Origin of the sequence: Xenorhabdus bakwenae (assembly GCF_030272115.1) — a bacterium.
In the GTDB taxonomy this organism is placed as follows: Bacteria; Pseudomonadota; Gammaproteobacteria; order Enterobacterales; family Enterobacteriaceae; genus Xenorhabdus; species Xenorhabdus bakwenae.
In genome coordinates this window covers 3,583,982-3,609,802 of the sequence record NZ_CP119194.1, presented here as the reverse complement: position 1 = coordinate 3,609,802, position 25,821 = coordinate 3,583,982, and the positions used below count along the sequence as shown (strand labels likewise).

Annotated in this window: 30 protein-coding genes and 3 pseudogenes; 5 read left to right on the top strand and 28 right to left on the bottom strand. The window is 46.0% G+C overall.

Features of this window, described 5'->3' with window-relative positions:
* Positions 1–15 precede the first annotated feature (15 nt).
* The 21 genes and pseudogenes from PXH59_RS17900 to PXH59_RS17800 form a co-directional block, all read right to left on the bottom strand.
* Entirely contained in the window at positions 16–990 is a 975-nt protein-coding gene (locus PXH59_RS17900; protein ID WP_285809448.1) for an aldo/keto reductase, read from the bottom strand.
* 10 nt (positions 991–1,000) lie between these two features.
* Positions 1,001–1,546 carry a carboxymuconolactone decarboxylase family protein gene (locus tag PXH59_RS17895; RefSeq protein WP_053014317.1) on the bottom strand — a complete coding sequence of 182 codons (546 nt, stop codon included), beginning with the start codon at positions 1,544–1,546 and terminating at the stop codon, positions 1,001–1,003.
* Between the two features lie 10 nt (positions 1,547–1,556).
* Positions 1,557–3,095, bottom strand: coding sequence for an FAD-dependent oxidoreductase (locus tag PXH59_RS17890; protein ID WP_047771181.1), 1,539 nt, complete (start codon positions 3,093–3,095; stop codon positions 1,557–1,559).
* Positions 3,076–4,536, bottom strand: a complete 1,461-nt coding sequence (locus tag PXH59_RS17885; RefSeq protein ID WP_285809446.1) for an MFS transporter — start codon at positions 4,534–4,536, stop codon at positions 3,076–3,078. Before PXH59_RS17885 ends, PXH59_RS17890 begins: the two co-directional genes overlap by 20 nt.
* A gap of 8 nt (positions 4,537–4,544) precedes the next feature.
* A complete protein-coding gene (locus PXH59_RS17880; RefSeq protein ID WP_053460688.1) occupies positions 4,545–4,820 on the bottom strand; it encodes a putative quinol monooxygenase in 276 nt (91 codons plus the stop codon).
* A gap of 8 nt (positions 4,821–4,828) precedes the next feature.
* A complete protein-coding gene (locus PXH59_RS17875) occupies positions 4,829–5,395 on the bottom strand; it encodes a histidine phosphatase family protein (protein ID WP_434223328.1) in 567 nt (188 codons plus the stop codon).
* 8 nt (positions 5,396–5,403) lie between these two features.
* A complete protein-coding gene (locus tag PXH59_RS17870) occupies positions 5,404–5,649 on the bottom strand; it encodes an acyl carrier protein (protein WP_285809444.1) in 246 nt (81 codons plus the stop codon).
* Positions 5,650–5,764: 115 nt separating this feature from the next.
* A complete protein-coding gene (locus PXH59_RS17865; RefSeq protein ID WP_285809443.1) occupies positions 5,765–6,784 on the bottom strand; it encodes a beta-ketoacyl-ACP synthase III in 1,020 nt (339 codons plus the stop codon).
* Positions 6,785–6,797: 13 nt separating this feature from the next.
* Positions 6,798–7,652, bottom strand: a complete 855-nt coding sequence (locus PXH59_RS17860) for an AvrD family protein (protein ID WP_285809442.1) — start codon at positions 7,650–7,652, stop codon at positions 6,798–6,800.
* 24 nt (positions 7,653–7,676) lie between these two features.
* Positions 7,677–8,243 carry a thioesterase II family protein gene (locus PXH59_RS17855; RefSeq protein WP_285809441.1) on the bottom strand — a complete coding sequence of 189 codons (567 nt, stop codon included), beginning with the start codon at positions 8,241–8,243 and terminating at the stop codon, positions 7,677–7,679.
* 19 nt (positions 8,244–8,262) lie between these two features.
* Positions 8,263–8,514: a hypothetical protein gene (locus tag PXH59_RS17850; protein WP_285809439.1), complete on the bottom strand. Its 252-nt coding sequence runs from the start codon at positions 8,512–8,514 to the stop codon at positions 8,263–8,265.
* Between the two features lie 391 nt (positions 8,515–8,905).
* Positions 8,906–11,624, bottom strand: a pseudogene (locus PXH59_RS17845) (conjugative transfer ATPase).
* The gene (locus PXH59_RS17840) at positions 11,624–12,025 is read right to left on the bottom strand and encodes a TIGR03751 family conjugal transfer lipoprotein (RefSeq protein ID WP_285809437.1); all 402 of its coding nucleotides are present in this window, start codon (positions 12,023–12,025) and stop codon (positions 11,624–11,626) included. The pseudogene PXH59_RS17845 and the gene PXH59_RS17840 overlap by 1 nt, the downstream one beginning before the upstream one ends.
* A complete protein-coding gene (locus PXH59_RS17835; protein ID WP_285809435.1) occupies positions 12,013–12,369 on the bottom strand; it encodes a hypothetical protein in 357 nt (118 codons plus the stop codon). The genes PXH59_RS17840 and PXH59_RS17835 overlap by 13 nt, the downstream gene beginning before the upstream one ends.
* Positions 12,369–13,769, bottom strand: coding sequence for a TIGR03752 family integrating conjugative element protein (locus PXH59_RS17830; RefSeq protein ID WP_285809434.1), 1,401 nt, complete (start codon positions 13,767–13,769; stop codon positions 12,369–12,371). Before PXH59_RS17830 ends, PXH59_RS17835 begins: the two co-directional genes overlap by 1 nt.
* On the bottom strand, positions 13,759–14,583 hold the full coding sequence (locus PXH59_RS17825) for a TIGR03749 family integrating conjugative element protein (RefSeq protein WP_285809433.1): 825 nt from the start codon (positions 14,581–14,583) through the stop codon (positions 13,759–13,761). The genes PXH59_RS17830 and PXH59_RS17825 overlap by 11 nt, the downstream gene beginning before the upstream one ends.
* Positions 14,580–15,236 carry a PFL_4703 family integrating conjugative element protein gene (locus PXH59_RS17820; RefSeq protein WP_285809432.1) on the bottom strand — a complete coding sequence of 219 codons (657 nt, stop codon included), beginning with the start codon at positions 15,234–15,236 and terminating at the stop codon, positions 14,580–14,582. The genes PXH59_RS17825 and PXH59_RS17820 overlap by 4 nt, the downstream gene beginning before the upstream one ends.
* Positions 15,233–15,589: a TIGR03750 family conjugal transfer protein gene (locus PXH59_RS17815; RefSeq protein WP_285809431.1), complete on the bottom strand. Its 357-nt coding sequence runs from the start codon at positions 15,587–15,589 to the stop codon at positions 15,233–15,235. Before PXH59_RS17815 ends, PXH59_RS17820 begins: the two co-directional genes overlap by 4 nt.
* A 10-nt stretch (positions 15,590–15,599) precedes the next feature.
* On the bottom strand, positions 15,600–15,932 hold the full coding sequence (locus PXH59_RS17810; protein WP_285811821.1) for a TIGR03745 family integrating conjugative element membrane protein: 333 nt from the start codon (positions 15,930–15,932) through the stop codon (positions 15,600–15,602).
* 79 nt (positions 15,933–16,011) lie between these two features.
* Positions 16,012–16,248: a TIGR03758 family integrating conjugative element protein gene (locus PXH59_RS17805; RefSeq protein WP_285809430.1), complete on the bottom strand. Its 237-nt coding sequence runs from the start codon at positions 16,246–16,248 to the stop codon at positions 16,012–16,014.
* Positions 16,245–16,574, bottom strand: coding sequence for an integrative conjugative element protein, RAQPRD family (locus PXH59_RS17800; protein ID WP_285809429.1), 330 nt, complete (start codon positions 16,572–16,574; stop codon positions 16,245–16,247). Before PXH59_RS17800 ends, PXH59_RS17805 begins: the two co-directional genes overlap by 4 nt.
* A gap of 149 nt (positions 16,575–16,723) precedes the next feature.
* Here PXH59_RS17800 and PXH59_RS17795 point away from each other — a divergent pair, with 149 nt between their 5' ends.
* Entirely contained in the window at positions 16,724–17,443 is a 720-nt protein-coding gene (locus PXH59_RS17795; protein WP_285809428.1) for a DUF5710 domain-containing protein, read from the top strand.
* 96 nt (positions 17,444–17,539) lie between these two features.
* Here PXH59_RS17795 and PXH59_RS17790 read toward each other — a convergent pair whose 3' ends face one another.
* The 5 genes and pseudogenes from PXH59_RS17790 to PXH59_RS17770 all read right to left on the bottom strand — a co-directional run.
* Positions 17,540–18,298 (bottom strand): TIGR03747 family integrating conjugative element membrane protein, encoded by a 759-nt coding sequence (locus PXH59_RS17790; protein WP_285809427.1) that lies wholly within the window; start codon positions 18,296–18,298, stop codon positions 17,540–17,542.
* Positions 18,298–20,361 (bottom strand): type IV conjugative transfer system coupling protein TraD, encoded by a 2,064-nt coding sequence (gene traD / locus PXH59_RS17785; RefSeq protein WP_285809426.1) that lies wholly within the window; start codon positions 20,359–20,361, stop codon positions 18,298–18,300. The genes PXH59_RS17790 and traD overlap by 1 nt, the downstream gene beginning before the upstream one ends.
* Positions 20,358–20,897 carry an integrating conjugative element protein gene (locus tag PXH59_RS17780; protein ID WP_285809424.1) on the bottom strand — a complete coding sequence of 180 codons (540 nt, stop codon included), beginning with the start codon at positions 20,895–20,897 and terminating at the stop codon, positions 20,358–20,360. The genes traD and PXH59_RS17780 overlap by 4 nt, the downstream gene beginning before the upstream one ends.
* Complete coding sequence (locus PXH59_RS17775) at positions 20,873–21,571, bottom strand: TIGR03759 family integrating conjugative element protein (protein ID WP_285809422.1); 699 nt, start codon at positions 21,569–21,571, stop codon at positions 20,873–20,875. The genes PXH59_RS17780 and PXH59_RS17775 overlap by 25 nt, the downstream gene beginning before the upstream one ends.
* Positions 21,571–21,765, bottom strand: a pseudogene (locus tag PXH59_RS17770) (PFGI-1 class ICE element type IV pilus protein PilL2); the annotation flags it as partial. The gene PXH59_RS17775 and the pseudogene PXH59_RS17770, both read right to left, overlap by 1 nt.
* Before the next feature lie 60 nt (positions 21,766–21,825).
* Between PXH59_RS17770 and PXH59_RS17765 the strand changes: the two are divergent.
* Both PXH59_RS17765 and PXH59_RS17760 read left to right on the top strand, forming a co-directional pair.
* Entirely contained in the window at positions 21,826–22,149 is a 324-nt protein-coding gene (locus PXH59_RS17765) for an IS630 transposase-related protein (RefSeq protein WP_047769920.1), read from the top strand.
* Complete coding sequence (locus tag PXH59_RS17760; protein ID WP_327213539.1) at positions 22,118–22,663, top strand: IS630 family transposase; 546 nt, start codon at positions 22,118–22,120, stop codon at positions 22,661–22,663. The genes PXH59_RS17765 and PXH59_RS17760 overlap by 32 nt, the downstream gene beginning before the upstream one ends.
* Before the next feature lie 11 nt (positions 22,664–22,674).
* Here PXH59_RS17760 and pilL2 read toward each other — a convergent pair.
* Both pilL2 and PXH59_RS17750 read right to left on the bottom strand, forming a co-directional pair.
* Positions 22,675–23,028 (bottom strand): annotated as a pseudogene (gene pilL2, locus PXH59_RS17755) (PFGI-1 class ICE element type IV pilus protein PilL2); the annotation flags it as partial.
* 175 nt (positions 23,029–23,203) lie between these two features.
* Positions 23,204–23,467: a helix-turn-helix domain-containing protein gene (locus tag PXH59_RS17750; protein ID WP_285809420.1), complete on the bottom strand. Its 264-nt coding sequence runs from the start codon at positions 23,465–23,467 to the stop codon at positions 23,204–23,206.
* A gap of 527 nt (positions 23,468–23,994) precedes the next feature.
* Between PXH59_RS17750 and PXH59_RS17745 the strand changes: the two genes are divergently transcribed.
* Positions 23,995–25,101: an AAA family ATPase gene (locus PXH59_RS17745; protein ID WP_285809419.1), complete on the top strand. Its 1,107-nt coding sequence runs from the start codon at positions 23,995–23,997 to the stop codon at positions 25,099–25,101.
* A complete protein-coding gene (locus tag PXH59_RS17740) occupies positions 25,094–25,774 on the top strand; it encodes a DUF4276 family protein (RefSeq protein ID WP_285809418.1) in 681 nt (226 codons plus the stop codon). Before PXH59_RS17745 ends, PXH59_RS17740 begins: the two co-directional genes overlap by 8 nt.
* The last annotated feature ends 47 nt before the right edge of the window (positions 25,775–25,821 follow it).

The following is a 25,821-nucleotide window of genomic DNA, read 5'->3' as shown; positions in this document are numbered from 1 at the left end:
AAATCCCCCACTATTTTAAGATAACTCGGCTCTAGCATGCGGAGTATAGAACTCCTCCAGTGCAGCGATTTCATCATTACTAAGAGATACATTCATACAACAAGTATTGTCTATAAGTTGCTCTACTGAGGTCACACCAACGATTGGTGAAGCGATTGATGGCTTAGATAACAGCCAAGCTAAAGCTACATGTGCGGGTTTACATTCTTTATTTGCTGCGATCTCATTCAGAACAGAAATTATTTTTTCATCACTCTGCTTTGCTGATTCATATAGCCATGACAATACCTTGTCAGATTGTGTACGAGTAGTATCAGTACTCTTTGCAAGTTTACCTCTGGCCAATGGACTCCATGGCGTAACACCAATCCCTTCGGAAACACAATAAGGAAGCATTTCTCTTTCCTCTTCACGATTGATGAGATTGTAATGATTTTGCATACTAATGAACGGAGCCCATCCGTTCATTCTGGCAACGAATTGCGCTTTGATGAATTGCCAAGTTCTCATTGACGAAGCACCGATATACCGAACTTTACCTGACTGAATCAAGTCATTCAGAGCAAGCATCGTTTCTTCGATCGGCGTGTTATCATCCCATCGATGAATTATATAAAGATCAATATAATCGGTTTGGAGTCTTTTTAGGCTGGCATTAACCTGCGTAAATATTTCCTTACGTGACAACCCTCCCGACAAAGGAGAATCAGTCATTTTCTCATAAACTTTTGTGGCTATGACCACATCATCACGTTTAGCATATTTTTTCAGACAGGTTCCCACGATTTCTTCACTTGAACCAATTGAATAAACATTGGCTGTATCAAAAAAATTTATGCCTAAATCTAACGATTTAGTGATAATTTTCTTACTTTGGGTATAGTCCAGAGTCCATGTGTGAGCCCCTTTAGTTGAGTCTCCGAAGGACATACACCCCAGAGCAAGCCTAGACACAATTAGCCCTGATTTTCCTAAGTGACAATATTGCAAATGTCCCTCCTCAATTATTAAGCTCAGTGAGTCTGGACCACGAAGTTTCTTGTTCATCAAGTGGTATATCGAGACTTGCCAAATACATAGCTGTCATCCAGCAATGCCCTGCGAGATGAGTAGCATCAGCGATTTCACCTTGTGAATAGAATTCATTTAAACTGCGGAATGATGATATTGAAGCTTTGCCGTCAAGAATGCACTCTGTAATATATTTCATCATAGCTTTTCTGCGTGAATCCATCGCCTCATAGTTTCCATTCTCAATATCGTTAATTTCCTGCTCTGTCAGACCAGCCTTAATTGCAAGCGGATAATGAATAATCCGTTCGAACTCGCTGTTAATCAGTTTAGCTACACGCATTACAATGATTTCACGCTCATAGTCATTCAAATATCCTTTCGTCAAAGCACCTCCTAAAGCTAAATGAGGTCCGGCAGAACATTTGGTTAAAAGCAAACCTCGAGTCAAGTTTGAAGGGAACTTCTCATATACACTCAGTTGTTCCTGTGTCATATCCTGAACTTCAGTTAGTTTAACTAACATATTACTCATTACTTTCTCCTTATATAGACTGTTGATTAATCTTTTTGTTGAGAATATTGAAAGCTTCATTTGATGAAATATTACCAATATCAACTAAATCAACGATAAATCCGTCTGGTCTTACAATGATGCAGGCAGAATTAGTTGGTAAAAGATCTTTGATAAGTCCCAAAACTTTTCCACTCAAGTTAACAAGAACTGCACTAGTGATAATTTTCGTGGCCGAATCAAAGTATTTTTCCCACTCTGAATAGATGTAATGCTCACCTGGCCAGAAGAAAATGGTATGCTTAGTGAAGCTTAAATGTGGCGAAAGTGTACTTTTATTCCATTCAAGAGGAATTCGTCTTCCTGACTCAAGTTTCATTATCCCTTCAGACAGCTGTCCATGAGGAATATCAATCTGGGCGATTCGAGGTGATAAAAACCTATCTACGATGCCAGTTTTGGATGCAAACCTGAAGGCAAAATCACGAGCAAATATCGCTGGAAACTTCTTATACAGACTCACATTTGCTAGAAATGTAGATAATTTTGATGTCCGATTAATCCCATTCATTCGTTCAGTGGAATAACTATTCAAGAGAGATGAATCATACTCACTACGTATAACACCAGCCAATTTCCAGCCCAGATTCACAGCATCCTGAAACCCACTATTCATCCCTTGAGCTCCAGAGGGACTCATCACATGAGCCGCATCACCAACAAGAAAAACATTCTGAGATCTGTAAGAAGAAGCAGACCTTACATGAGCATTAAAAATGCCGCAGAAATTCATGTTCCCTAAAATTTTATTGCCGGGAACTCTATCATTGAGCAATTTATTAAAGAATTCTCGATTGATTTCACCTTTGTAATTAGCAGGAACACTAGCACCTATGCGAAATAATCCATCACCAATTGGAGCTAACACCATGTTACCCGTACGATGGAGATAATAACCAACTTCACGACTGGTCGATTCACTTACAAGCTCAGCATCCGTAATAGCAAGTTTAGTTTCCATCTGGAATCCATTATAACCAAATCCAAAACACTCTCTGACTCGGCTTGAATATCCATCAGCACCGATTACCCACTGATATGATTCATAAGATATACGTCCTGCATTATCTTGTAGGGAAACATTAACTACATCATTCTCATTATGTCCATCTATAAATTCACAACCATATTCAATGAATATCCCATTTTCATTGAGTCTATCTTCTAGTATTTTCTCTGTTTTCCACTGAGGTATGGTAATTCCATAACGATAATTAGTGTATTTCAGCTTATCAAATCGAATATTACCAATCATTTTCTTATTGGAATAATAATTCATTTGATCGAAGTAATGCCCAGAATCAATAATTATTTCTGATACTCCTGTCCGTGTTAATATTTCCAGCACGCGAGGCCAGATAATTGTAGCTTTAGAATGAGGAGAATACCGAGAATATTTAGATATAATTTTTGATTTAATACCAAATAAAGAAAGCTCAAGGGCTGTCAGCATTCCTACCGGACCTCCCCCAACAATCAATACTGGATTATCACTCCTGGAAATTTTCATATGCTTGGTTCCGTTTCTTGCTTGTATAATAAAGAATTAACACTAGTATTGAAAAAATTAAGCAAATAAAAGACATAGCAAGCAAAGTTATTGATGTCGAAGTTGTTAATCTGCTTCCTACATTGTTGATAAAATGATTATTCATAATTATTCCTGATGCATTGTTATTTGATATTTTATTATTTAATAAAGTGATAACAGTAGACACTAATGGGATTGAAATTGATTCGCCACCAATCCGGAATGTGTTAAAAGTACCCGCAGCCAATCCAGATTGATAAACATCGACAGAACTAACTGCAACACCATCAATATACGACAAGGATATTCCGAAAGAACTACCTAATAGGAACATAGCAACACAGTAATGTAATATTCCTTCACTACCAAGGACATAATTCAAATATAATGGGGATACACTTAGAAGAACCAATGTGGCTTTTAATAAACAACCATTATTGAGTGAACTTCTGAACTTGGCAATGATTGGTGGGAATATGAAAGAAGGCAAAGTTGCAACAGTCATAATCACACCGACCTGAAAACTTGTGAAATCAGTAGTAGTCTTAAAATAATACGGAAAATAGAACATTATACTTATATACCCGAAACCAAGAAGCAGTGTTGTTATGCTCATGGATGAAAAAGTCCTATTCTTGAAAATAGTCAAGTCTAAGACGGGATTTTTAGCAGATTTTTCAATTCCATATAAAGCCAGAGCACATATCAGAGATACAATAATTAGGAATGCTACTTTTCTGTTAGTTATTGACCATATAGGCAAGAATGATATAAGTGATACTGTTGAAAGAAGAAAAAGAGTCAGAACCATTCCGCCAAACCAGTCAAATTTCGTATATGCGTATCTAGTTTTATCACTAACATATATTAATGAAATAAAAAGCAATAATAAGATTAATGCAGTAATAACACTGAAAATAGTCCATCCTCTGCTGACATAATTAAACCCAGAAGCCACTAAAGGGCCAGCAATCATACCTACTCCTAAAAAAATACCGAAGATCGAGAATGCTTTTGGCCGTTTCGCCTCATCAATATGTGAAGCCAGTAGTGAAGTGGCAGATGTTGTTACTGCTGCGGCAGCTATACCACAAATTGCTCTGAAAAACAGAATATATGCATAGTTATCGATTATACCACCCAGCAGAAAACCTATGGAGAAGAAAATTAGTCCAAGCAAAAAAATATTTTTTCGCCCTACAAAATCAGAAAGAGAACCTGTAATTGGCAAGAAAGCACCATACATTACCATAAAAATATTAATGAACCACTGTGCTTCCTGATAGGTAAGGGAATAATGTTTCATTAAAGAAATATTTAAAATACTGGAGGATGTAATTGTCAGTGGAATTATAAACATTGATAAACATACTGTCAGTAAAACATGCATATCTATTTTATTGAATTCAATCTTAGTCATATTATTCTCTAAAAATTCTTTAATCGAAAAACTTCTGTGCTAATTAAGGAATCTTTGGTTTGTTCGATAAAACTAAGTGTGTAATTTTTATTCATATGAAGATCAATACTTTCCTGAGACTCCCACCGCTCTATGAGAACATATTTATCTGCGTAGGTATAAAAATCAAAAATATCACAACCTTCTTCCAATAAAGTTACTTCACGAAGAAGAGATAATTTTTCTCCAAAGTACCTGAATACAGATATATTTGGTTTAATGAAAACAACTATATTAATACTCACAATCCACCTCAAATTAAACTAACATTTAACTTACTCACATGAAAGTTCCCTTTTCGGTCTGTATCTAAAATATGAAAGCTACAGTTATCAAGAAAAGAGAGGTTATTATCGATGTGCAGCATATATCGCATAAAAAGAGTAATAACCCCACCATGGGACACCACGAGCACGTTCTCTTCATCTAAATTTGAATTTGCTATCCTTTTCATCTCATTAGTGAATCTGTTCAGACAGTTATCAACACTTTCGCCGCCCTCAGGAGTAAAATTCTTCTCACCTAGCTTATTAACAACGTCTCTCCAACAGAGGGCATCTTTAAATTCTCCGTCAAGAACTCCCAAATGACGTTCTTTTAGATTTTCACGTTTAATCACATTTACCCCAATAACTGAAGATATGATATTAGCCGTCTGTATTGATCTAATGTAACTTGAACAATAAATCAATCTTATACCAAGATGATTCATTTTAGGCACAATATTTATTACATTTTTTATACCAATCTCACATAAGGGAATATCAGTCTGACCCAACATTCTCCCCCTCAAATTGTAACTGGTAATTCCATGTCTCATTAAATAAATCATGTTTCGTTAACATTATTATTTAAAATTTTATTTATCGATGCTTCAATAGACATATCTGAAGAAATCAGACCGTCTGGTATGCTAAGATTAAACTCTTTTTCTAGTACTACTGAAATTTCTAGCAAAGTTAAAGAGTCTAACTCAAGATCATCATAAATAACATTTTCAGTTATTTTATCAACTGAAACATAATACTTATCTGTAAGGAGAGACTTAATTCTCTCAAAAATCATATCTTTCATATCGCATCCATTTAGTTAGTTAGTTAGTTAGTTAGTTAGTTAGTTAGTTAGTTAGTTAGTTAGTTAGTTAGTTAGTTAGTTAGTTAGTTAGTTAGTTAGTTAGTTAGTTAGTTAGTTAAAAAACTATAGATCTAAATACAGAGTTAGGCCATTTAATAACAGCAGCACCCCATGTAATTCCACCACCAAACGCAGTAAGAACAACTTTATTGCCTGGTTTTATTGTATTATTTCTGGCATGGACAGCTAACGTTAGTGGTATTGATGCTGCTGAAGTGTTCCCAAACTCCTCAAGACTCATTAACGCTTGTGTTTCTTTCAAATCAAACAACTGAGTTAAGGTATCTATTATTCTCTTATTTGCTTGATGTGGGACAATATAGTCAATTTCACTTGTATTTGTATTGCTGAGTTCCAATACTTTTTGAACAGAACCTTTCATATATGAAATGGCTTTCAAAAAAACCTCTTTGCCTTCCATTTTGAAGTATGAAGATTTTGAAAACGTATCTTTGCTCACTGAAAGCTTAGACTCACTCCCCCCATTTAAAATGGTAATTAAATTTTCATATTCGCCATCACTTCCTGTATAAGTGGAAAGAATATTTTCTTCATCTCCTTGTTCAAGAATTACAGCTCCCGCTCCATCACCAAATAATGGGTAGGTTGTTCTATCATTTTTGTCGAGAATTGTAGTAAAAACATCTGCACCAATAAGCATCAATCTTTTAGATTTTCCAGATCTTATAAATGATTCTGCCAACTCAAGCCCATACACAAAACCAGTACAAACTGCATTTATATCGAATGCCCTAATTTTTCCCAACCCCAACATTGTCGCAACTTTAGGGGCTGTGGCCGGGCATAATCTGTCAGGAGTTGAAGTAGCAACAATTAGAGTATCAATCTCAATACTATTCTCAATATTCATACTAGATAATGCGGCTTTACCAGCTTTAAAAGCTAAATAACTGGTGTATTCACCTTCAGTTGCATGAAATCTGTTTTTTATTCCTGTTCTCGTCGTTATCCATTCATCATTAGTATCCAGATACTCTGAGATACCTTTGTTTGAAACTTGATGTTTAGGTAGTGATGCACCTAATCCAACAATTTTTACTGCGTTTACTGCCATAACTATAACTACCTCAATGGTTTAGTTGATGTGCTACAGAACATCGAACCTGAATATTATTAATACTTGAAACAATGTCAGCACTTCTCCACTTATCGTTTCCTTTATATGTCAAGCAGGTATTCTCTAAAGTTACTTCTAATGTTCCAACCTTTTGGTTATTACATGCATCAGCTTCATTTATCTTTATGCTACGCATCCAAAGATTATTAGAAGCCTCCCTAGTAATACCATCTAACTCATATAGAAGAATTTGACCGATCTGCAAACTTGAAACGAAAGCATCTATATAATCAATATCATCGATTATTTCCCCAAAAGCAGTCTTAATTACTGAGGCTTTGCTTTTGTATTTATTTTCTAAAAAAATATCATTTATTTCATGATTTACATCTTTAAACTCCCAACGACTAAAGATGGAATTCAATAGTCTATCGTTGAATTCTCTCCTTTCTACTTTCAGTTGAACTTGCATATTCCCAACTTTCCCTCGCAAGTAAATTACACCCTCTTCACAATGATTCAGACCAATATTAATTGGAGTATTTATCAGTTTTTCGACAGGAACACGTGATGAACGAATTATCATCGAAGTTATTTTATAGTAAGAGTGGTCAAACTGGTTAAGCAATTTTCCACTTGCATAAGCCGACATTAATATTACATCAATACTACTTAAGTGAGGATTTAGTTTTTTTTTGCTTTTAATAGACCAATCCTCAGGATAAACTAGAGTTAAAGTAGACTTATATTCATTACTAAGTATTTCTTCTTCTTTTATTATATAATCAACTTTTTTATATCCAGAACCAAAAAAACGTGATTCTGATGCTCCTAAATAAGAATCAGCATTGACCAATTTTTTCATGATAGACCTTTATTAAGTACTTTATTACAAGATAAGCTGTGCTACTTCTTTCGATTTATCTCTGAAATAAAAATGATTACCATCAAATGTACTTTTTCTGAATCCTTTATTTGTGTAGTTACTCCAAATCTTCATTTCATTTTCAGAAGCCAAAAAATCATCTCTAGCTGATAGTGCATGTATTTCACAATTAACCTTGGGGTAAGTCATTCTTGCATAGTAAATTAATACTCTAAGATCACGAGTAACTTTATGCTTTACTTTTTTCAATCTGATAGGGTCACTTGAAACCATCTGAGGCAATCCACCTAAAAGTGTGATTTTTTCGAATGCATTATCCTCTGAATTAAATATCTTAGAATTGACCAATAATTCAGGAGGCTTACACGCAGACACAATTAACCTCTGAATATTTAGATGATTACAGCCCAATATCGCCAGTTCGTAGGCAATAATAGCTCCTATACTGTGACCAAAAAAAGTAAGTTTTCCCTCAAATGCTTTAAGCTGATTTTTGAGGTTTTCCAATAATACACTAAAAAAATCTGTAGAGTTTTTTGACACCGAAAACTCGCTGACTGAATAACTCATAGAGATAATTCTAACTTCTTCAGATAGATGTTTTTTTTAAAATCTCAAAAGAGCTGGCACTTCCACCTGCGTATGGAAAAAAGACTAATGCATTCTGTTCATTCATGAGAACCCCTATTATAGTTTCTCCTATTATTTTATTAATACTAAAAGGTAATATCTGCTCATTAATCTTTAAAGTATTAACTCCATATAATAAAACAGCCTTAATGCCGTTATGTAGTATAAAAAACAACCCTAAATATTTCCCCGTGCAAATAATGACACTCAACAAACACCCTCGTCAATTAAAACCATATTCATGTTTATTTTATGTTTACTATACTAAAAAATCCATAATTAATATAAAAAATACATTTTAATAAACTAATTGTCGCATTGAAAATAAATTCAATCAGTTACATAAACACCAAAAAAAATTCAAGCAGATAAATATTTTCATCCAAAAGTAGCCACGGGAATGTATGAGTCTCCCGAGGATAACGTACAAATGCACATTATAATAAACCAATATGGGATTACACTTGCCAGATTTAACTTTCAAGTGCAACGCTTCCCCGTAAACCTAGTGCATGCGGCCGACAGCTTAAGTGTAGAATGTTGAAGGCATACCTAAGAAATTATCTCTTTTCATTTCTCAAATTGTGATTAATCTATACCGTTTAAATCTTCAACCCCCGCGCAATATCCATTTTTCTGGCCACCAACATCGCGGCTTCCAATTCACTGCACTGATGTTCCCGCATTAACGCCCGCCGTTCGGCCTTTTCTTCTTTTTCCGTCATCCCCAGCGCCAGATACAGGCTGGGTGGCACCACCCGAAACAGCGCTTCGATTTTTTTTGCCAGCACCACACCTTCGGTATAACAGCGCGGGAGTTTACTGGCGGAGAGCAAGACGGCTTTCTGCTCTTCATTCAATTTTTTGAAACGAGCGATTTGCTCCACTTCATCCGGCGGCATGGTCAGGCACAGCCACCATTCGGCCATATTCAGCATTTTTTCAGCCATGTCTGGGTAGTCGGCAAGGTTTTGGGTGGCGAGCCACAGCCAGGCACCCAGTTTACGCCACATTTTCACGACCTTGGTCATATAGGGGGAGAGCAGCGGGTTGGTGGTGGTGATATGCCCTTCGTCTATCTTCCCTGTCCTGATACTGGTCGCGTTCGGCCAGATTATTCACGGTGTTAATCAGTGACACCATCGCCAGTGCCATTTGTGCCGAATAGTTTTCACGCGCCAGTGTACCCAAATCAATCAAGGTGACATCCACTTCCGGCCACGGCGTGCCGGGACGGTTAAACAGTTCCCCTTCAAAACCCTGGGTAAACATCGACATGGCACCGGCCATTTCATCTGCCCGTGCCCGGCGATGTGCCGTGATCAAGGGCTGGCCATGCTCATCCTGCTGGTGATTGCGGGCGATGGCATACAGGGCATTCTGTAAGTCAGAGGCCAGCATCTGGCGTCCCTCAGCAAAGCTGGTGTGGGCTGCCATCATAATGGCTTCACGAATTAACCCCCGATCCGAACGGGTCAGGCGCTCTTCCTCTTTTTTCTCACCGCCGGTGATCATCAGCCGGGCGGCAATTTCCATTTCACCCAGAATATCGCGCTGTTCGTCATTTTCGTCTTCCTGCGATTCATCAGGAATGTCCTGCCATTGATTGGGGCTGAGTTGCAGCAACTGATGGGCATCGGCAAATAAGGCCAGACTGACACCACAGCCCGGTTTGATACCGATTTTATTGACCGTCAGCCCCAGACTGGCGTAATAATCTGCCAGCAAGCCAAAGCTGTTCCCCGCTTCGACAATAAACAAACGCGGTCGGTGGATAGCCATCAGTTGCACCAGGGAAGCACACAGGGTGGCCGATTTTCCTGCCCCGGTCGGGCCAAACAGCAATAAATGCGCATTTTGGGTGCGATCTTGCTTGTTCATCGGATCGAAGGTCAGCGGCGCACCACCGCGATTAAAGAAGCTGAACCCCGGATGCCCGGTGCCGGTTGAACGGCCTGTCACCGGCATAAGTCCCGCCAGATGTTGTACCCAGCTCAGGCGACTATACCAGTATTTCTTATCCTTCTGCGGGTTAAAACACATGGGCAGGGCGCGTAAATAAGTATTCAACGGGGACACACTGAATTCCGGTCGCACCGGTTGTAATCCGGTGCTCAGCAGGGTTGACGATAACTGATGCACCCGCTGGTTCAGATCAGTGACATCGTTGCCGCGCACCAGAAAGGTCAGTGCACTGCGGTACAGTTTATGCCGCCGCCCCAGTAAGGCTTTAACCTCCTGCACATCCTGCCGGACACGTGCCGATTCGGTATTTTCCCCCACCGCATTTTTTGCCAGCCGGGTAAAGCTCTCTTCCAGTGTATCCTGTGCCTGCGCCACGATGGTCAAAGAAACCACGGTGCCTGCCGGCATCATATCCATCAGCGCATTGATATTATCCCCCCGTTTCACTTCGCCCGTCAGCGTGCCCGGTTCTGGCGGGCGGCGCAGGCGTTCAACCGGCACCGCTTTATGCGGCAGGCCATCAAACCACCAGACACCGTTTTCGGGATCAGATACCGGTGGGGTAAACCACAGGCTTTCGGCAAAGTCATTATAAATCGGGAGTTCGAGCTGCAGGGGCGTTTCATAACTCACCGTGTGGTAAAAATCGACTTTGGCCATGCTCCAGTCCGGGGCTGGGTTAAAATGACGTAACAACCAACTGTGGATCTGCTCGCCATTTTGCCGGACAGCCACAATACCCGCCGCCGCCAGTGACGACACCAGCCGCTCGCAGACCTGATTAAGTGCCGCCACCGGGGATACGGTTTGATGGTGTGTCTGCGATTTGTGAGCCGGCAGCCAGCGGTAAACCACCATGCGGGTCTGGCGCTGCTGCCCCCGCCACGGTTGCCCGGTAATTAAGCTGTCGTAAAATATCCCCTCAGGCTGAGCAATGCTGTTCAGGTGGCGTTCGGACTCGGCCAGAAAGGCCTCCGTAAACGCGGTACCTTGTGCCCACGGTTTTATATAGTTTCGTAACGTGTTGAGGTAACTGGCTGGATCATCTTCATCCTGACAAAAAAACTGCACCACCCAGGGTGAGATATCGTCTTCTTCCAGACTGTCCTGGATCGCATCCTCCAGTTGATCCCGGATTTCAATCAGCCGTTCCACTGGACGCCCTTCGGTGGCCACCGGTTCGATACGATAGACCGCTCCCACGGAAACCCCATCATCCAGCAACAGGCACTGCCCGTCTTCCAGATATTCCACCCAGGGCAGGTAGTCAATGATGGAGGGACTGGCCCGGTAAATCGCGGCTTCATCGGCTTCACGCAGTTGGCCGGGGCGATGCAGTGGGTTGGGATTTTTCATTACCGGGCCTCCGTGCGTTCACCCGGCAGGGCGTATTGCACCTGCTGATAAAATGGGAACACGGTGCTGTAGCCGGGTATCGGCGTATTGCCTGCCGCCAGATGCGGAAAGACATACATCACCATATCGGGATTGGGGAGACGGGGAAACTGCTGACTGATTTCCTGCGCAGCCGAACGGCTGTAATGGTAATGCTCTTCCAAAGCCCGGCGGCGTTCGGTTCCGGTCAACGTTCTGCGCAATGCGGCTCTGGCCTGCACGGCAGTGTGGCCGGCTTTATTGCCCTGCCACATCGCCAGCACCGTCTGCCCGCCGGCAGGCAGCAACGTGTCTTTCGAGGTTGAACAACCGGCCAGCAGCCCTGACAGACACAGCACGACAACAGCGTTTATTTTTCGCATCGCTGAACCTCCGTAATGCCAATCGCGGTCAAGGTGGTAAACTCAGGATGGACGGCCAGCTCCGATACCGTAAACGCCAGATGTTCCCACTGTTCAGGCTCAGCCTCGTTGTTGCCTGCCAACATGGATTGCCACTGTGTGTCTGACAGGCGCCAGACCGTAAAATCACCGTCACCCAGCGGTTGACACGCATTGCCGATGGCAAGACAGAGCCGGGACGCTTTTTGATGGGCAGGCCGCCAGCAGAGCTGAACCGGTACAGGTTCAGCCTGTGGGAGTCTGTTGACTTGCAGGCAATAAGGCGGGCTGGCACTGAACAGCCATCGAAAGACATACGTTTCCATTAATCTAGGGCTTCCTGAGTATTATCATGTTGAACGGGTTCACTCACGTCGTAGCGCACCTTACGGCCTTTCGTTTCGTAATCCATCGCCAGACTTTGGGTGATATGCACCACAACACCGGCACCGGGCGGGACGTAGATCGCATCAAACGTCTGGCTGTAACGTTGTTTGAGCCATTCGGTGATGTCATTCATGCCACCGGCCATCGCCTTCCCTAATGCCGCCTGTCCGGCGTTACCCGTTAACGCGGAAGTGATACCGCCAGTGCCGTGGGTCTGGGCGGTTCGCTGACTTTCGTTCAAGGCATCGCCGGCCGAATTCATGGCTGACAGGGCAAACAACGTCGGCAGATAGGTCGTGGCGTTGGATTTACGCTCACCGCTGATACAGGGAATGCCGTTTTCATCAGATAACCAGCCGATACCCTGCTGATTCTGCCCTTTGCCCGGCAGGGTACGCACCGTGCCATCCTGGAACACAAAGGTGATGGAATTGACCTGCCCGCGTACACAGGAGAGTGTCCAGTCACCACTGGCTGAACCGGAGACAACAGCACCTTCCACCTCCGGCAGCTCGATGCCGTTGGCGGTCAGGTTGTCTTTACCAATCAGAATTTTGAACGGGTAAGGGTCGGTTACGGTGCCATTGACAGGAACCCGGCCTAATAACGCAGTCATTGCCTGACTGCCGACCAGCGTGGCATTTTCAGGCAGGGTATAGACCGGGGTTTCGTTTTCTTCCTTAAGCGAGGGATCCGGTGGGGTATTTTGTTCCGTTGCCGGTTGCTCACTTAAAAAAGCGGTCGGGAATTTAGTGGCCGGTTTGCCGTAAACCCCGTTTTGGGCATCAACCGGTTTTTCATCGGCAGGAACCACCCAGATGAGTTCATCCTGCCCACTGACTGGGTTGGCAGCATACTGACTGCTCAATGCGTTTTGGCTTTCCGGGGCAGACAAAGGGGTTGAATTTAACCGCTCGGTGAGCAAATCAATCTGAGCCAGCAACCCCTGTTGCTCATCCTGTAACTCGCGTCGGTGCTGTTCATCGCCCTGACGGATGGCCGTAACCGCCGCATCTATCTGGCCGGCAACATCAAGGCGCTGATGCTTTAACTGGTCATTTTCTTTCAGGATATCGGTATTCTGCTGACTTAAGCGTTTCTGCTCTGCCCGCACTTTATTGAGGGCACCTATCAGGGTACGCAGGGTATCTTCCGGTGTATCGCCACCGACACCCAGCGCCTGTAACTCCTCCGGTGACAGCGTGGCCAGTACATTATTCTGCGTCGTACCGGGCGCGGCACCTTCCGTTGAGCTGCAACTTTTGATGCCGATAAACCCGCCGATAACCAGCACTGTCGGCACCAGTATTTTCACCAACGCATTGGACTTAACCTCCATGACGGCCTCCCGGTTTCACCGATGCCGGCTCAGGGATAAAGGCATTATCCGGCCGCCCTTTTGTGACGAGGTACAATACCGTCGTATCCTCCGGTGATCCCGTTTCACCCAGCCAGCGATGCTGGAACGTGGCGGCCACAAACTGCCCCTGTAATGCTCGAGGGTCGAGGGGGATAGTGCGTTTGGCCGTATTGCGCAGTTTCAGCGCGATGACCGTGTGAGGGTGTGATCGCCAGCCTGCCAGCGGCGTAATCGCAATCGGCTCTGATGGATAGAGGGTGGTGATGGACGGGGGCAGATGCAGATTCACCGGCTGGATGCCGGCCACCGGCTCGACAGTACGCAACGGGGCATACAGTTGCTGCGCGGCATAGCGGGTTAAGGCGACCGGAACGGGCGCTGATAATTCGACTTTGCGCTGACGCTGTGGTTCTTCTTTTGACGCAGCATGTTTTTCATCCGAATAAATAATCCGTACCGGCTCTGTTGGCCCCGTTTTAGCTGCCGTAATATCCAGTAAAATGATTTCACCGTTTTCGCTGTCCTGCAATTGCAGCCGGGTTGACGGGAATGCACGGTTAGTTTTCAGATACACCGCCCCGCCGGTACTTTGTACCCGCAACTTATCACTGAGTGACGGCGGCAAACCGACACGGACATTCCGCTCAGCAAAAATAATGCGTTCCTGACCGACTTTGAGGGTAATGGGTAACGGAATACGTTCCCATGTCATCAGCTCATCAGCCTGTGTGCCGACGCTGAACAATAACAAACTGACCCATCCCAGCCAGCGGCCAAATGACACTCTGTTCATTGAAACACGCCCTTTTTCTCTTCTGCCGGTTGCGGTATCGCTTCCAGCCGCTGTGGCATGCCGTCGTAACAATCCAGTGCCAGCCCGAAGGGATTACGCTCCGCATCCCCTTCCCAGCGCACCACTTTCAGCGGATAACGTACCCGTGCCCGTTTAACCGGTTCAGCGTGATAGTATTCATCGGCTACCAAATCCAGCCGGACGACCCAGTTATCCCGGTCACGCACTGTCACACTGCGTGTCCCATAGCCCCGGCCGGGAATTTCATACACCACCCGCACCCGGTCTAGCAGCTCGCCACTGTCAGCACGGGTTCTGGCATCTTCACGCAGAAAATCCTGACAGGCCGGCGTCAGATAAGGTGATAAAGCGTAAATTTTTGCCGGATAGTCCTGTGCGCCATTTTTCGGCCAGGCATTCAGTTGCTGGAAAATATAAAAGGCAAAGCTGTAGACGCTGGATGTCGGCACTTCCCACCACGGGCGCGTACTGCCGGTGCGTAAGTCCGGCGGGTTATGGATAGTGAGAGTGCGTGGTGACGCCATCCAGCCCGTCAGGCTCAGCAGCAATACCAGCACCAAAATGCCGCACGCCACTCGCAGGGTCAGAATATGCTGATCCCGGTTTTTCACCGCATGACGAAACCGGCTCATCGTGCTCTCCTGCTGCGGCGCAACGACCAGCCCCGGGCGGCAATAATCCATGCCGGATCACCAATACCCAGCCGGCGTTTTTTCTCTTCCAGTTTCAGCCAGATATAATTCTCCGGCTTGCCACGTTTAACATGCGCAAGCCAGCGCCCGCCAAAGCTAATCAGTAACAATGGCGTAATCAACATCCCAGTCGGGATCATGACCCAACCGGCTAACGGGATCAGGGGAAGACTGACGGCCAGTCCGAGCACGACCCCGGCCAGGGCGGCCAGTCCCATCTCCGGCGTGGTGAAGCCGCGAAACACCATCGGCTCAGCGTTTAAACGGTCAGGTAAGAAAGCGATCGTCTGCATGGTGGCTGCCTTAAAAAATAATGCTGGCCGACTTCGACAGCAGCCAAATCACGGCCACCAACAACACCACGCCGACCACGACGATGGCGCCAAACTGGGTCCAGGTCGATTTGCCATCCCGCACTTCGGAGAAGGTTTCCACCGCAGCGGAGGCGACTTTAAAGAACGCCACCGCGGATAAAATCAGCCCGCCAATCACGATGCCATCCTGCGCGTACCCTTTCGCCTGCCCCAGCAATCCACCCCCGCCACCACTTTTCGGCGGTTCGATAGCGGGTAAATCCGCCCAGGCGGATCGACAGGAAAGGCAGCACAATAAAAGAAAGGCGTTTATTCTGGCCATCAGGCCCGTACTGATACGCCGGCAGACGGTAAAAATGGGCTTCATATTGACTCTGTTCCTTTTCATTGTGTTAGTCGCATTAACTGGCAAACATCCAGACAGCCACGACCAGCAATACCGCGGTTCGCAGGGCAAACTGGCTGAGGGTTTCATTACGCACTTTTTCATTCGCCCAGCCCTGCCAGACATCCACTGCGGCCCAGGCCGCCCAGAAAAACAGGGTGGCTAAGAAAAACCCGACGCACACCAGATACAGAAAAGTGATATCAAAATGCCCGGAGGCCACTTCAAACGCATTGCGTTGGGCGTCAGTCATTGCGGGTTTTCCTGACGGTCATGGCCGGATAACGCGCCGAATTCATGGGGCTGGTCGCGGGAAGGCGTGAGGTAGTGATCGATACCGGCTTTGAGGGTGTTGAGATCAGCCTGGATGCGCTGATAATCAAAGTCATAACGCGGATATTTTGCTGTATCAGACTGATTTTCTGCGATGCTGGCGCGTTCCAGTGCCATTTGCACCTGCTCAATCAGACGTTTTGCACTCGCCAGTTCGTCTTTTTCGGCCGCATGAGCCAGCGGCAGACACAACATGATAAATCCCAGCAGGCAGGCAGAACAGGATATCGAAAAGCCACCGCGCATAAATATTCACCTTATGATGGGTTCCAAAATGCCGAGGATGCGGTGTTTTTGATATCAGGTCAGCAATAAACTCTTTATGCTTTGGTGAAAATTAGCTAAATAGTCTGACTAATTTATTCGATTAACGGTTTAATAATGAAGGAAGGCATATGCTGCGGATTGATTTAAATGTCCCCGATGAAGAACACGAGAAGGCACGCAAACTGGGCGCGCACTGGGATGCAGTAGCTCAAATCTGGTATATCGACGACAGTTTTGACCCGACCCCATTTATGAACTGGTTACCGTTCTACAATGTCCATGCCGAATTCTGGTATCTCGCCCAGACCCGGACGCCGTGCCCACACTGCCAGGAACACACCACCGTCACCGCGTTTATGTTGCCTGCCGGGCATAAAATGCTGGAAGCGGATGATGACGATGAAGATGACGACGAAACCAACACTGAAGTGGACTACTCTGAGCAGGACAGCCCGGCGTTTCTGTTTTATATCGCCGATATTCCCACTATGGTGCGTAGCGTGCTGCCCGGTTTTCATCACACGCTGCGCAAAGCGGTCAGCCAACGGCTGCGCAGGCAACACTGGATAAACCATTGCGAACACTGTGGCGCTCAGCAGGATGATGCCGATATGTTTGCGGAAGTTGGCGGGGCGTTTTTTCCCTCCTCCAGAAAAGAAGCCGCCGCCATTCAGCTTCATCGTATCGACGAGCCTTTTATGGGCTATTGTCAGGATATCTCGCACCAGCGTTTTCATATTGATACGGAAAATACGGTGCTGAGCGCAAACAAGGGAGCCTATACTGCCGGAGATTGGTTTGAATGGATGACGCATGTCATTAATGTTCAATCAAAGTATCAGCATTAATCAGGAAATAAGCTGACGCGCCGCGGTGCGGCTTGTCTGCTGACGATGGAATACAAAACAAAAACCCGTTTTGCCTTCCATCGTCCAGCGTCTATTTCATATATACTTTTTAAACATCGAGGTTGTGATCACCACCGCCATACCCAGCCCTATCGCTGCTGGCAACAATATCACTGTCGGATGCACCACATCCGGCCAGGATAAATACAACACACAGGGAATGGAGCAGGCCGGTTTAATGCCCCGCTTGGCATGATGATAGACAAAACTGGACTCATACCCCGCCCCATAACGCCGTAAATCCCGCCGTCCCAGCCCGTCAACCCCTGCGACTAAAACCACCATCACAAACAGCGGAACGGATAACACCAGGATCGCCAGCCGGATCAGCGTCACCATCGTGATAAACACCGTGGCCAGCCCGTATTCCTGTAAATAGCCCGATACCCCCTGTAATACGGCATTGAATTCACGCCTAAAATCATGGCTGTGATTGAGTGGATATTGCCGCGTCCCCTGTATCCAGCGCATAAAACCACTGTCCACAAACAGCCATTGATACGCCTGTAGCAGCCAGTGAGAGACCGTTTGTGAGGGTTCGGATAACAGCAGGCTCTGGGTAAATTCCGCCGATAAAAATTGCAGTTCGGTGTTCATCATTGTCTGGCTGTGAGAGGCACCTTCATCCTGCCAGAGAAAGGTCATCCCGAGATATTCCAGTAACAGGCTGAATAGCCACGACATGACAATAAAACCGATGAGTTGCCACGGCCATTCCCATAGCACACGATACAGCAGGCCATGCTTGCGCGGGGGTTGAGTAGATTGACGGGAAGCCGGTTCTGACTGTGCCATTATGCTTTTTCTTCCCACCAGGCTTCACGGGTGCGGTAATGTCGCCTCATCTGTTCGGCGATTTTCTGCAAACTCGCGGGCATCAGGGCATCATCGTCATCCCCGGTAGGTAAGGGCATGCGAATTTTCCACAACTGACCGCCCTCCAGTAAGGCAAACGCCTGCCCTTTCGGCAGGTTAATCATCTCAGCAGGCGTCACCAGCGGGGTTTTGACTGTACCTACCCGGTCCTGCGTGGAGGAGGTAAAATCCTGCCCTTGTTCAGCATCCGCAATATCCGCATGCCCCGAGACCAGCGTCTTGCTATAAATTTCCACTTCGGGCAACTGGCTGGTGAGCAGCTCTGCCGTCCGGTTATCCCGTACCCGCAGCATAATCAGGGTGTTGAAATTGCCGATGACTTGTGCCGTCTTAGCCGGGCTGCCGATACGGGCTTCGATATCCGAGGAAGTCTGGGTATAGGCCGTGACCTGCATACCCGCGCCGCCGCCTTTATTGATCAACGGGATAAACTCATCCCCCATCAGCTCATTGAATTCGTCACAATGCAGGTTAATCGCCAGCTTGCCGTCATGGCGCACCGGCAATCCTGCATTCATGCCGTATTTGTAGATTTGCCCCGCGACACTGACCAAATCGGCAAACATGCTGTTACCCACTGCCGAAGCCACATCACTGTCAGACAGCGCATCCAGCCCGATATAGACAATACCGTTCTTGCGGATCACCTGTTCCCAGTCGAAAATGGGGCGCAAATCCGCCATATTGAGATAATCCGGCGAGAGCAGTTCTGAAATTTTGCCGGTGGTCAGCTTTTCCAACAGGGGTAATAAGGAAGCCACAATTTTATCAAAATAGGTGCGGTCATAACGTACAGCAGAACGCAGCCCGTCCAGGATCGGATCGTAAAGCTGCTTACCGGCTTCTGAACTCAGCGCCACTTCCATCGCCCAGAGCCTGAGCGCATCCGGCTGCCCCAGCATATTGCGTGGGATGTCTTTTTCTTTCAGCTTGCTGAGAGACTGGCTGATTTGTTCCAGCAGTGCGGGTTGTTGCTCTGCCATCATTTTAGTGGCATAGCGCTGATACAATTCGCTGATATTATTGACGTAACGTGTGATCAAGGTGTAATCCGGCCGGTGTCCCAGAGCGACTAAAGCACGGGCCACAATATTAACAAACCGCCAGGCAAACTCACGAAAAGCGGCGCTGTTTCCTTCCCCACTGAGCTGCCCCGCCAGACGGGAGGCGACTTCCGATACCCGGCCAAATCGCCCGACCGCATTATAACGTGCCGAGATTTCCGGCCAGCCCAGATGAAAGAGGGAAAGTTCATTACCACGCCCTGCCCGGTGTGCCTCTGCCCAAATGCGCCTTAACAGGTCCGCATCCCCTTTGGGATCAAAGACAATCACTACCTCGCCCCGCCGGATATCCTGGGTGATCAGCAATTCGGCCAGCCGGGTTTTTCCCACACGGGTGGTGCCCATCACTAAGGTGTGCCCAACCCGTTCGCGCAGATCCATAAACACTTCGGCTTCCTGTAGCTCAATACCGTGGATCATCGGATTGCCGCCCACCGGTGGCAAAGGGCGCACCGGATTGAACGGGGAGTCGTTGCGTAACAGGGCCGACAATCCCGGCCAACGGTATTCCGTTCTGTGCTCCAGTGCACGGGCAAGCTGATAAACCTTAGACGGTTGCACAAAGCGTTCGACCTCCGGTCGCCGCGTATCCTGCAAACGCTGGGTATGCTTCTGCTGCCAGCGAAATCCCCTGCCCAGAAACAGACGCTGATGGCTGACGGGGATCTGTTTTGTACTCATCTGGTAACGCGGCAAACGGCGCAGGTTTCTGCGATAGCGGAGTACCTGAATGCCCTGACCTGTGCGTATTATCGCCAATACCGCAAAACCGCCGGCCATCATATAACTGACTGAGGGGGCCAGAGCAATGGCCCAGGGTGCCCGGATACAGACAAACGCGGCAACGGCGGAAACCACCGCGGTATTCAGCTCGACGGCAGGACGTAACAGGGCTTCAACAACGTAACGGCGGCTCATGGTGATAACTGTTGAGAGAGCGCAGTTTCGGTGATTAACACCGGATAATGTTGCAGTTGCAGACGGCGGGCCAGCTCTGTACCGGAAGCCGGTGATAACAGGACATCCGGCGCTAATGCCCGCAGTGACTGTAAGCCTGCCATTTCACTGACATTGACGACCAGACCCACGGCGTGCAATTGCCTGAGTCGTGCTGCATGCTGGCTTAACCACTGACGTGAGTCGGGATCATCACCCACCAAAAACAATGCCCCAATGCCCGGCAGTTGCAGCGGTCGGCTTGCGATTTTTCCCTGTGTCAGTTCCGGTGTTTTCACCGGCAACATGGCAGCTTCACTTGCCTGCTCGGGTGAAAAATGCGGTGGCGGCAAAGTGACATCATCTGACTGGGCATGAATACCGGCATAAAAGGGCGCAGCCTCTTTGCCGCCTAGATCCGCAATCACGTTCAGTTCAGCCTGACAGGCACTGATCCATAACAGACCGATAACAGGTAACAGGCTCAGCCGTTTTATTGTAATGATGTGATGTGCCATCCCTGTTCCCCTTGTCGCAACACTACCGGCATCTGCCCCTTACCAAACCGGAACCAGTACCCCGCATCATGATTCAGCGTGATTTGCCGGTGACGTACCCGTTCAACGGGGATATGATGGTTTTTGGCCCATCGGCGTAATGTGTCGTCATTACCCTGACTGTCAACCAGATAGATATCCACCGGTTGCTTTGCCGCCAGGACTTCGGCCAAACGGGTTTCACAGGGTGGGCAACCGTTGACCCTGACAAACAGCGCCAGACGGCCACTTGTCTCGCGGGATGTTGTCATATTGACCGGCAACACATCCGGAAACAGCCGCTGCCACGCCGCATCCACTTCTCGCTGGAAACGCAGCTCTTTTTCGGTACGGGCGAACTCCGCCCTGACCCATTGTTCAGCATAACGGCGGCGCTCGTCATCACTGTCGGCTTCAATGCCTAATGTGGTCAGCGGATCAAGTCCTGGGGACTGGATACCGCGTGGTCCACTCATCAGTTGCTGATAATGCTGGTATTCATCCGCACTTAACTGCCACTGTTCGGCCTGATTTTTCAGGGACTGCTGTGGGTTTTCCCTCAATTGCGTCTGCTGCGAGGCTAAGGGTGCTGGTGTGGCTGCCCAGACTGAACTGTTCAGCAACCATACCCATAAACCGAAACGATGCCATTTCATCAATGCCCTCCCTGCTGTTGAGATTGTTTAGCCGGAGCCGGTAACTGATAGCCCTGGCGCAAATGGTGACACACCACACGCTGCACTTCATCGACTTCCAGTTGCCAGGCGGGGCCTGCCATCACCTGCAACGCGGTACGCAACCGGACGGGGCCTAACTGCATGTGCACAGACGGCAACGGCTGACGATATATAGCTAAATCATACCAATATGGCATAATATCCCAATCCAATATGACAAGGCATAAAGTGAAATGGGTTACAGTCTAGATTTTCGAAAAAGAGTCCTGGCATACAAAGATAAACATTCGTTGACTTTCGAGCAAACGAGTGTCCATTTTGAGATTTCTATTCGTACCCTGTTCCGGTGGAGCCATAAAATAGAACCTTGCATGACGCGTGATAAGCCTCCCATGAAAATCCCTGATGAGGTGCTTATCGCGGATATCCAAAAATTTCCCGACGATTATCAGTGGGAAAGAGCAAAACGTTTAGGTGTCTCGCAGTCGGCTATTCATTACGCCTTGAAACGACTTCGGCTCACGCATAAAAAAAACGCTGGAACACCCTCGCGCTGACCCTCAGGCTCGTCAAGCGTTTGTCGAGCGGATCAATGGCTATGAACAGGCAGGCAAACCGATAGTTTACTTAGATGAAAGTGGTTTTGCTCAATCCATGCCACGTACACATGGGTATGCTGAAAAAGGACAGCGCTGTTTTGGTACACACGACTGGCAGGCGAAAGGCCGTATTAACGTGATTGGGGCCATTCTCAACAATCGCTTCGTCACCTTAAGTTTGTTTACCGGGAGCATTAATGCGGATGTCTTTCATGCATGGATAACGCAAGATTTATTGCCAAAACTCCCGCACGGTGCAGTGATAGTCATGGATAATGCGTCTTTCCACAAAAGAAATGACACGAGACAAGCGATAGTGGATAGCGAATGTCAACTGGAATGGCTTCCTGCTTATAGCCCTGATTTGAATCCGATAGAACACAAATGGGGTGGAGCAAAAGCAATAAGAAGACAAAAAAGATGTTCAGTTGATGAGCTGTTTACAGAGCATATTGAATATGCCATGTTATGATGATTTTGCTATAGGATGTCATTATTCTTTTCAGGCACACATAATGTGTAGCCCGATTGACGTAATACGTAACGCATGGCATCAGCCACGGTGGCTTTCAGAGAAGCAGGGATAGAGATATCCATTAATTGGGAAAGCGGGTCACGCTGTGCCACTGTCGGGTCGGTGCTGACCAGCAAATAGCGACCATAACGGATGACTTCTGCTTTTTGCCCATAAATATCCGGTGAAACCGGCTGAACGTTACGTGTCAGTGTGACGGAAGGAAAGGTATCTTTGGAAAGCTGAGGTGGCGATTGTTTTACGGGAACTGTACATCCGGTCACGATGACCGCTATCAGACTCACTAACGCGTTTATTTTCATGCCAAATAGGTTCCTGCTCAGTCGTAAAATAATCCTGACTATGCAAGGAACCCTGTGATGTATTCAATGAACAACTCAACTGTGTTTGCTGAAAATAAACATGCCGTCATAGAAAATAACGGATAAACCCTGAACAAATATTATCGTATTACGTGGCATGGGCGATAACGAAGCATTATTCAGCAGCCGATTTATGTCTTCTTCGTTCAATCAGATTGCCATTATGATCAAAGTAGCGGCTGGGCCAGATTTCAGCAGGCTCCATTTCCAAACGGGCAGCGATGATAAACTCTCCTTTGGGCCATGGGCGGGATAAGGTATTTGCCAGTGTAGAAGAGCTGAGTCCCGATTCACGGGATAAAGCGGCGAGTGTCGTACCACGCTTGCGTAATGCACAAATAATTTCGGCTGGGTGCCAGTCTTGTCGAGTGTGAGTCATAACCTGCGTCCCCTTCTGTTGATTATTGATGGTGGTGGTTCAGACAGGGATTCTCAGGTACCGGGCACACTCAACCGGTGAGACGTTAGTCTCCCCCGCCTGAACCGCCATTGAAGGTGCGATAACAGGCTCACTGGTAGAAACATCCTACCAGTGGAGTGTTTTTATGAGGCCTGAGATTCCTCACTATCGGATTTTGCCGATAGCTTTTTCACTTTAACCGATTGAGTTATCTAATTCAATAATCGAACAGGTAAGTTTAACAGGTAAAATTAAGTTATTAGCGCCCGTCAATACAGCTTCCCAGCATACTGGATACTTAACTTTATTCAACAACGCTAAAACCGAAATCGAAGTCATTCCCCTTTAACGATAAGCATAACCAAAGAAACGCTTGATTCAGAGAATAGTACCCCAGTCATCAGTCGGTTATGTTAACATTGAATATAACTGTCTTGATGCATGATCTATCATCGATAGTTACCCCCTTATCTGATACTGAAGTAAAGCATTTCAAAGGAGGCGACATGACTACGTCTTTAGACAAGCTCACGATTAAAGGATTTAAATCAATCCATGAACTCAATGAGTTTGAACTTAAAAATTTAAACGTGATTGTTGGCGCTAACGGCGCAGGTAAAAGTAATTTGATCTCCTTTTTTAAAATGCTGCGGGCATTAATAGACGGCACATTAAATCGCTATGTACGCGATAGTGGGGGAGCAAGCGATTTACTCTTTAATGGTAATAAGGTCACCCCGAAAATGGAGTTTGAAACACGCTTCGGGGAACGTGGGTTTCGCTTTAAATTGGTGCCCACGCCAGCAGACAGTTGTGCCATTGAAGATGAAGCCCGCTATTACGCAAAAAGTGCTACCGGATGGTGGTTATTGGGGGATAGCGACGATGGCAGATCCAGAATGGTTGCTGAAATTGAGAACGATTCCTCTGACGCACCGTATTCAAAACCCGTCTATGAGGCCATCGCTTCCTGGCAGATTTATCATTTTCACGATACCAGCGCTACGGCTGGCATGCGAAAATATGAAATCATTCAGGATAACAAAACATTACGCACAGATGCTTCTAACATTGGCGCGTTCTTATTAAAACTCAAAAATGATGCTCCAAATGAATACAAATCGATTGTGAATGCCATCAGGTTAGTCACCCCTTTCTTTGATAACTTCATTTTGGAACCTCGTCAAAGCGGCCAGAAAGAAGAAGTTAACATGAGCTGGACGCAAAAAGGCTCAGACTATCCAATGCAGCCTTATCATTTATCAGATGGTTCAATACGCTTTATTTGCCTGGCAACCGCATTATTACAACCCAACCCGCCATCAACCATTATTATTGATGAACCTGAACTGGGCCTACACCCTGCGGCCATTGTGATCCTTGCAGAGTTAATTCAACAAGCTGCTCAACGTACCCAAGTTATTATTGCCACTCAATCCCCTATTTTAATCGATCAATTCTCTACCGAAGATATTATCATCGTGAATCGTAAACAGGGAGCTTCAAGCTTTGAACGTTTAAATGAGGAAAATTTTTCTCAATGGCTCGAAAACTATTCTCTCGGTGAATTATGGGCTAAAAACGTCATCGCCGGAGGGCCAACTTATGAGTAATTACATCGAAGTCATGGCCATCGTTGAAGGTAAAACAGAACAAATATTTATTGAAAAAATGCTTCAACCTTATCTGGCTGAGAAAATGATTTTTATCTCTGCAACCCAAGTTTCCAAACCCGGCCAAAAAGGCGGCGATGTACGTTTTTCGAGAGTTAAGAAAGACATTGAGATACACTTGAAACAACGTCCAGATACCTATGTAACAACGTTTATTGATTATTATGGCACCCATGAATGGCCGGGGTTAGAGACGTTAAATAGACATTGGGAACCGAGACAAATCGCTGAGCATCTGCATCTGTCAACACAGAATGAAATCCGTCAATGCCTATTAGCACAGAGAGCTGATGAACGTTTTATCCCGTACATCGTTATGCATGAATTTGAAGCTTTACTTTTTAGTGACAAAGACATACTTGCCAATGAATTAAATATTCATGTACAAGAAGTAGAGCAAGTCCTTCGAGAATGCAGGGAACCGGAATCAATTAACAATAGCCCACAAACGGCGCCTTCAAAGAGATTGGAAAAATGGTCAGCAAATGGAACCTTTGCCAAGACTACAACAGGGATAGCTATTGCTGAGAAAATAGGCATTCCTAAAATGAGAGAAAAATGTCCCTTATTCAACGAATGGCTATGTCAGCTTGAGCGATTGATAACAGCTTAAATATGCAGATGCATTTTGAATCGATTTAATACGAATAAGCCCTGTGA

Coding starts and splice junctions, on each gene's coding strand:
- PXH59_RS17790 (WP_285809427.1), bottom strand. CDS start 18,298: ATGGCACAGTCAGAACCGGCTTCCCGTCAATCTACTCAACCCCCGCGC.
- PXH59_RS17870 (WP_285809444.1), bottom strand. CDS start 5,649: ATGAAAGATATGATTTTTGAGAGAATTAAGTCTCTCCTTACAGATAAG.
- PXH59_RS17860 (WP_285809442.1), bottom strand. CDS start 7,652: ATGAAAAAATTGGTCAATGCTGATTCTTATTTAGGAGCATCAGAATCA.
- PXH59_RS17810 (WP_285811821.1), bottom strand. CDS start 15,932: ATGGCCAGAATAAACGCCTTTCTTTTATTGTGCTGCCTTTCCTGTCGA.
- PXH59_RS17780 (WP_285809424.1), bottom strand. CDS start 20,897: ATGGCACATCACATCATTACAATAAAACGGCTGAGCCTGTTACCTGTT.
- PXH59_RS17795 (WP_285809428.1), top strand. CDS start 16,724: ATGCTGCGGATTGATTTAAATGTCCCCGATGAAGAACACGAGAAGGCA.
- PXH59_RS17855 (WP_285809441.1), bottom strand. CDS start 8,243: ATGAGTTATTCAGTCAGCGAGTTTTCGGTGTCAAAAAACTCTACAGAT.
- PXH59_RS17740 (WP_285809418.1), top strand. CDS start 25,094: ATGAGTAATTACATCGAAGTCATGGCCATCGTTGAAGGTAAAACAGAA.
- PXH59_RS17825 (WP_285809433.1), bottom strand. CDS start 14,583: ATGAACAGAGTGTCATTTGGCCGCTGGCTGGGATGGGTCAGTTTGTTA.
- PXH59_RS17890 (WP_047771181.1), bottom strand. CDS start 3,095: ATGAAAATTTCCAGGAGTGATAATCCAGTATTGATTGTTGGGGGAGGT.
- PXH59_RS17745 (WP_285809419.1), top strand. CDS start 23,995: ATGACTACGTCTTTAGACAAGCTCACGATTAAAGGATTTAAATCAATC.
- PXH59_RS17750 (WP_285809420.1), bottom strand. CDS start 23,467: ATGACTCACACTCGACAAGACTGGCACCCAGCCGAAATTATTTGTGCA.
- PXH59_RS17805 (WP_285809430.1), bottom strand. CDS start 16,248: ATGACTGACGCCCAACGCAATGCGTTTGAAGTGGCCTCCGGGCATTTT.
- traD (WP_285809426.1), bottom strand. CDS start 20,361: ATGAGCCGCCGTTACGTTGTTGAAGCCCTGTTACGTCCTGCCGTCGAG.
- PXH59_RS17835 (WP_285809435.1), bottom strand. CDS start 12,369: ATGGAAACGTATGTCTTTCGATGGCTGTTCAGTGCCAGCCCGCCTTAT.
- PXH59_RS17875 (WP_434223328.1), bottom strand. CDS start 5,395: ATGAGACATGGAATTACCAGTTACAATTTGAGGGGGAGAATGTTGGGT.
- PXH59_RS17820 (WP_285809432.1), bottom strand. CDS start 15,236: ATGAGCCGGTTTCGTCATGCGGTGAAAAACCGGGATCAGCATATTCTG.
- PXH59_RS17865 (WP_285809443.1), bottom strand. CDS start 6,784: ATGGCAGTAAACGCAGTAAAAATTGTTGGATTAGGTGCATCACTACCT.
- PXH59_RS17815 (WP_285809431.1), bottom strand. CDS start 15,589: ATGCAGACGATCGCTTTCTTACCTGACCGTTTAAACGCTGAGCCGATG.
- PXH59_RS17885 (WP_285809446.1), bottom strand. CDS start 4,536: ATGACTAAGATTGAATTCAATAAAATAGATATGCATGTTTTACTGACA.
- PXH59_RS17840 (WP_285809437.1), bottom strand. CDS start 12,025: ATGCGAAAAATAAACGCTGTTGTCGTGCTGTGTCTGTCAGGGCTGCTG.
- PXH59_RS17775 (WP_285809422.1), bottom strand. CDS start 21,571: ATGAAATGGCATCGTTTCGGTTTATGGGTATGGTTGCTGAACAGTTCA.
- PXH59_RS17830 (WP_285809434.1), bottom strand. CDS start 13,769: ATGGAGGTTAAGTCCAATGCGTTGGTGAAAATACTGGTGCCGACAGTG.
- PXH59_RS17800 (WP_285809429.1), bottom strand. CDS start 16,574: ATGCGCGGTGGCTTTTCGATATCCTGTTCTGCCTGCCTGCTGGGATTT.
- PXH59_RS17895 (WP_053014317.1), bottom strand. CDS start 1,546: ATGAGTAATATGTTAGTTAAACTAACTGAAGTTCAGGATATGACACAG.
- PXH59_RS17765 (WP_047769920.1), top strand. CDS start 21,826: ATGGGTTACAGTCTAGATTTTCGAAAAAGAGTCCTGGCATACAAAGAT.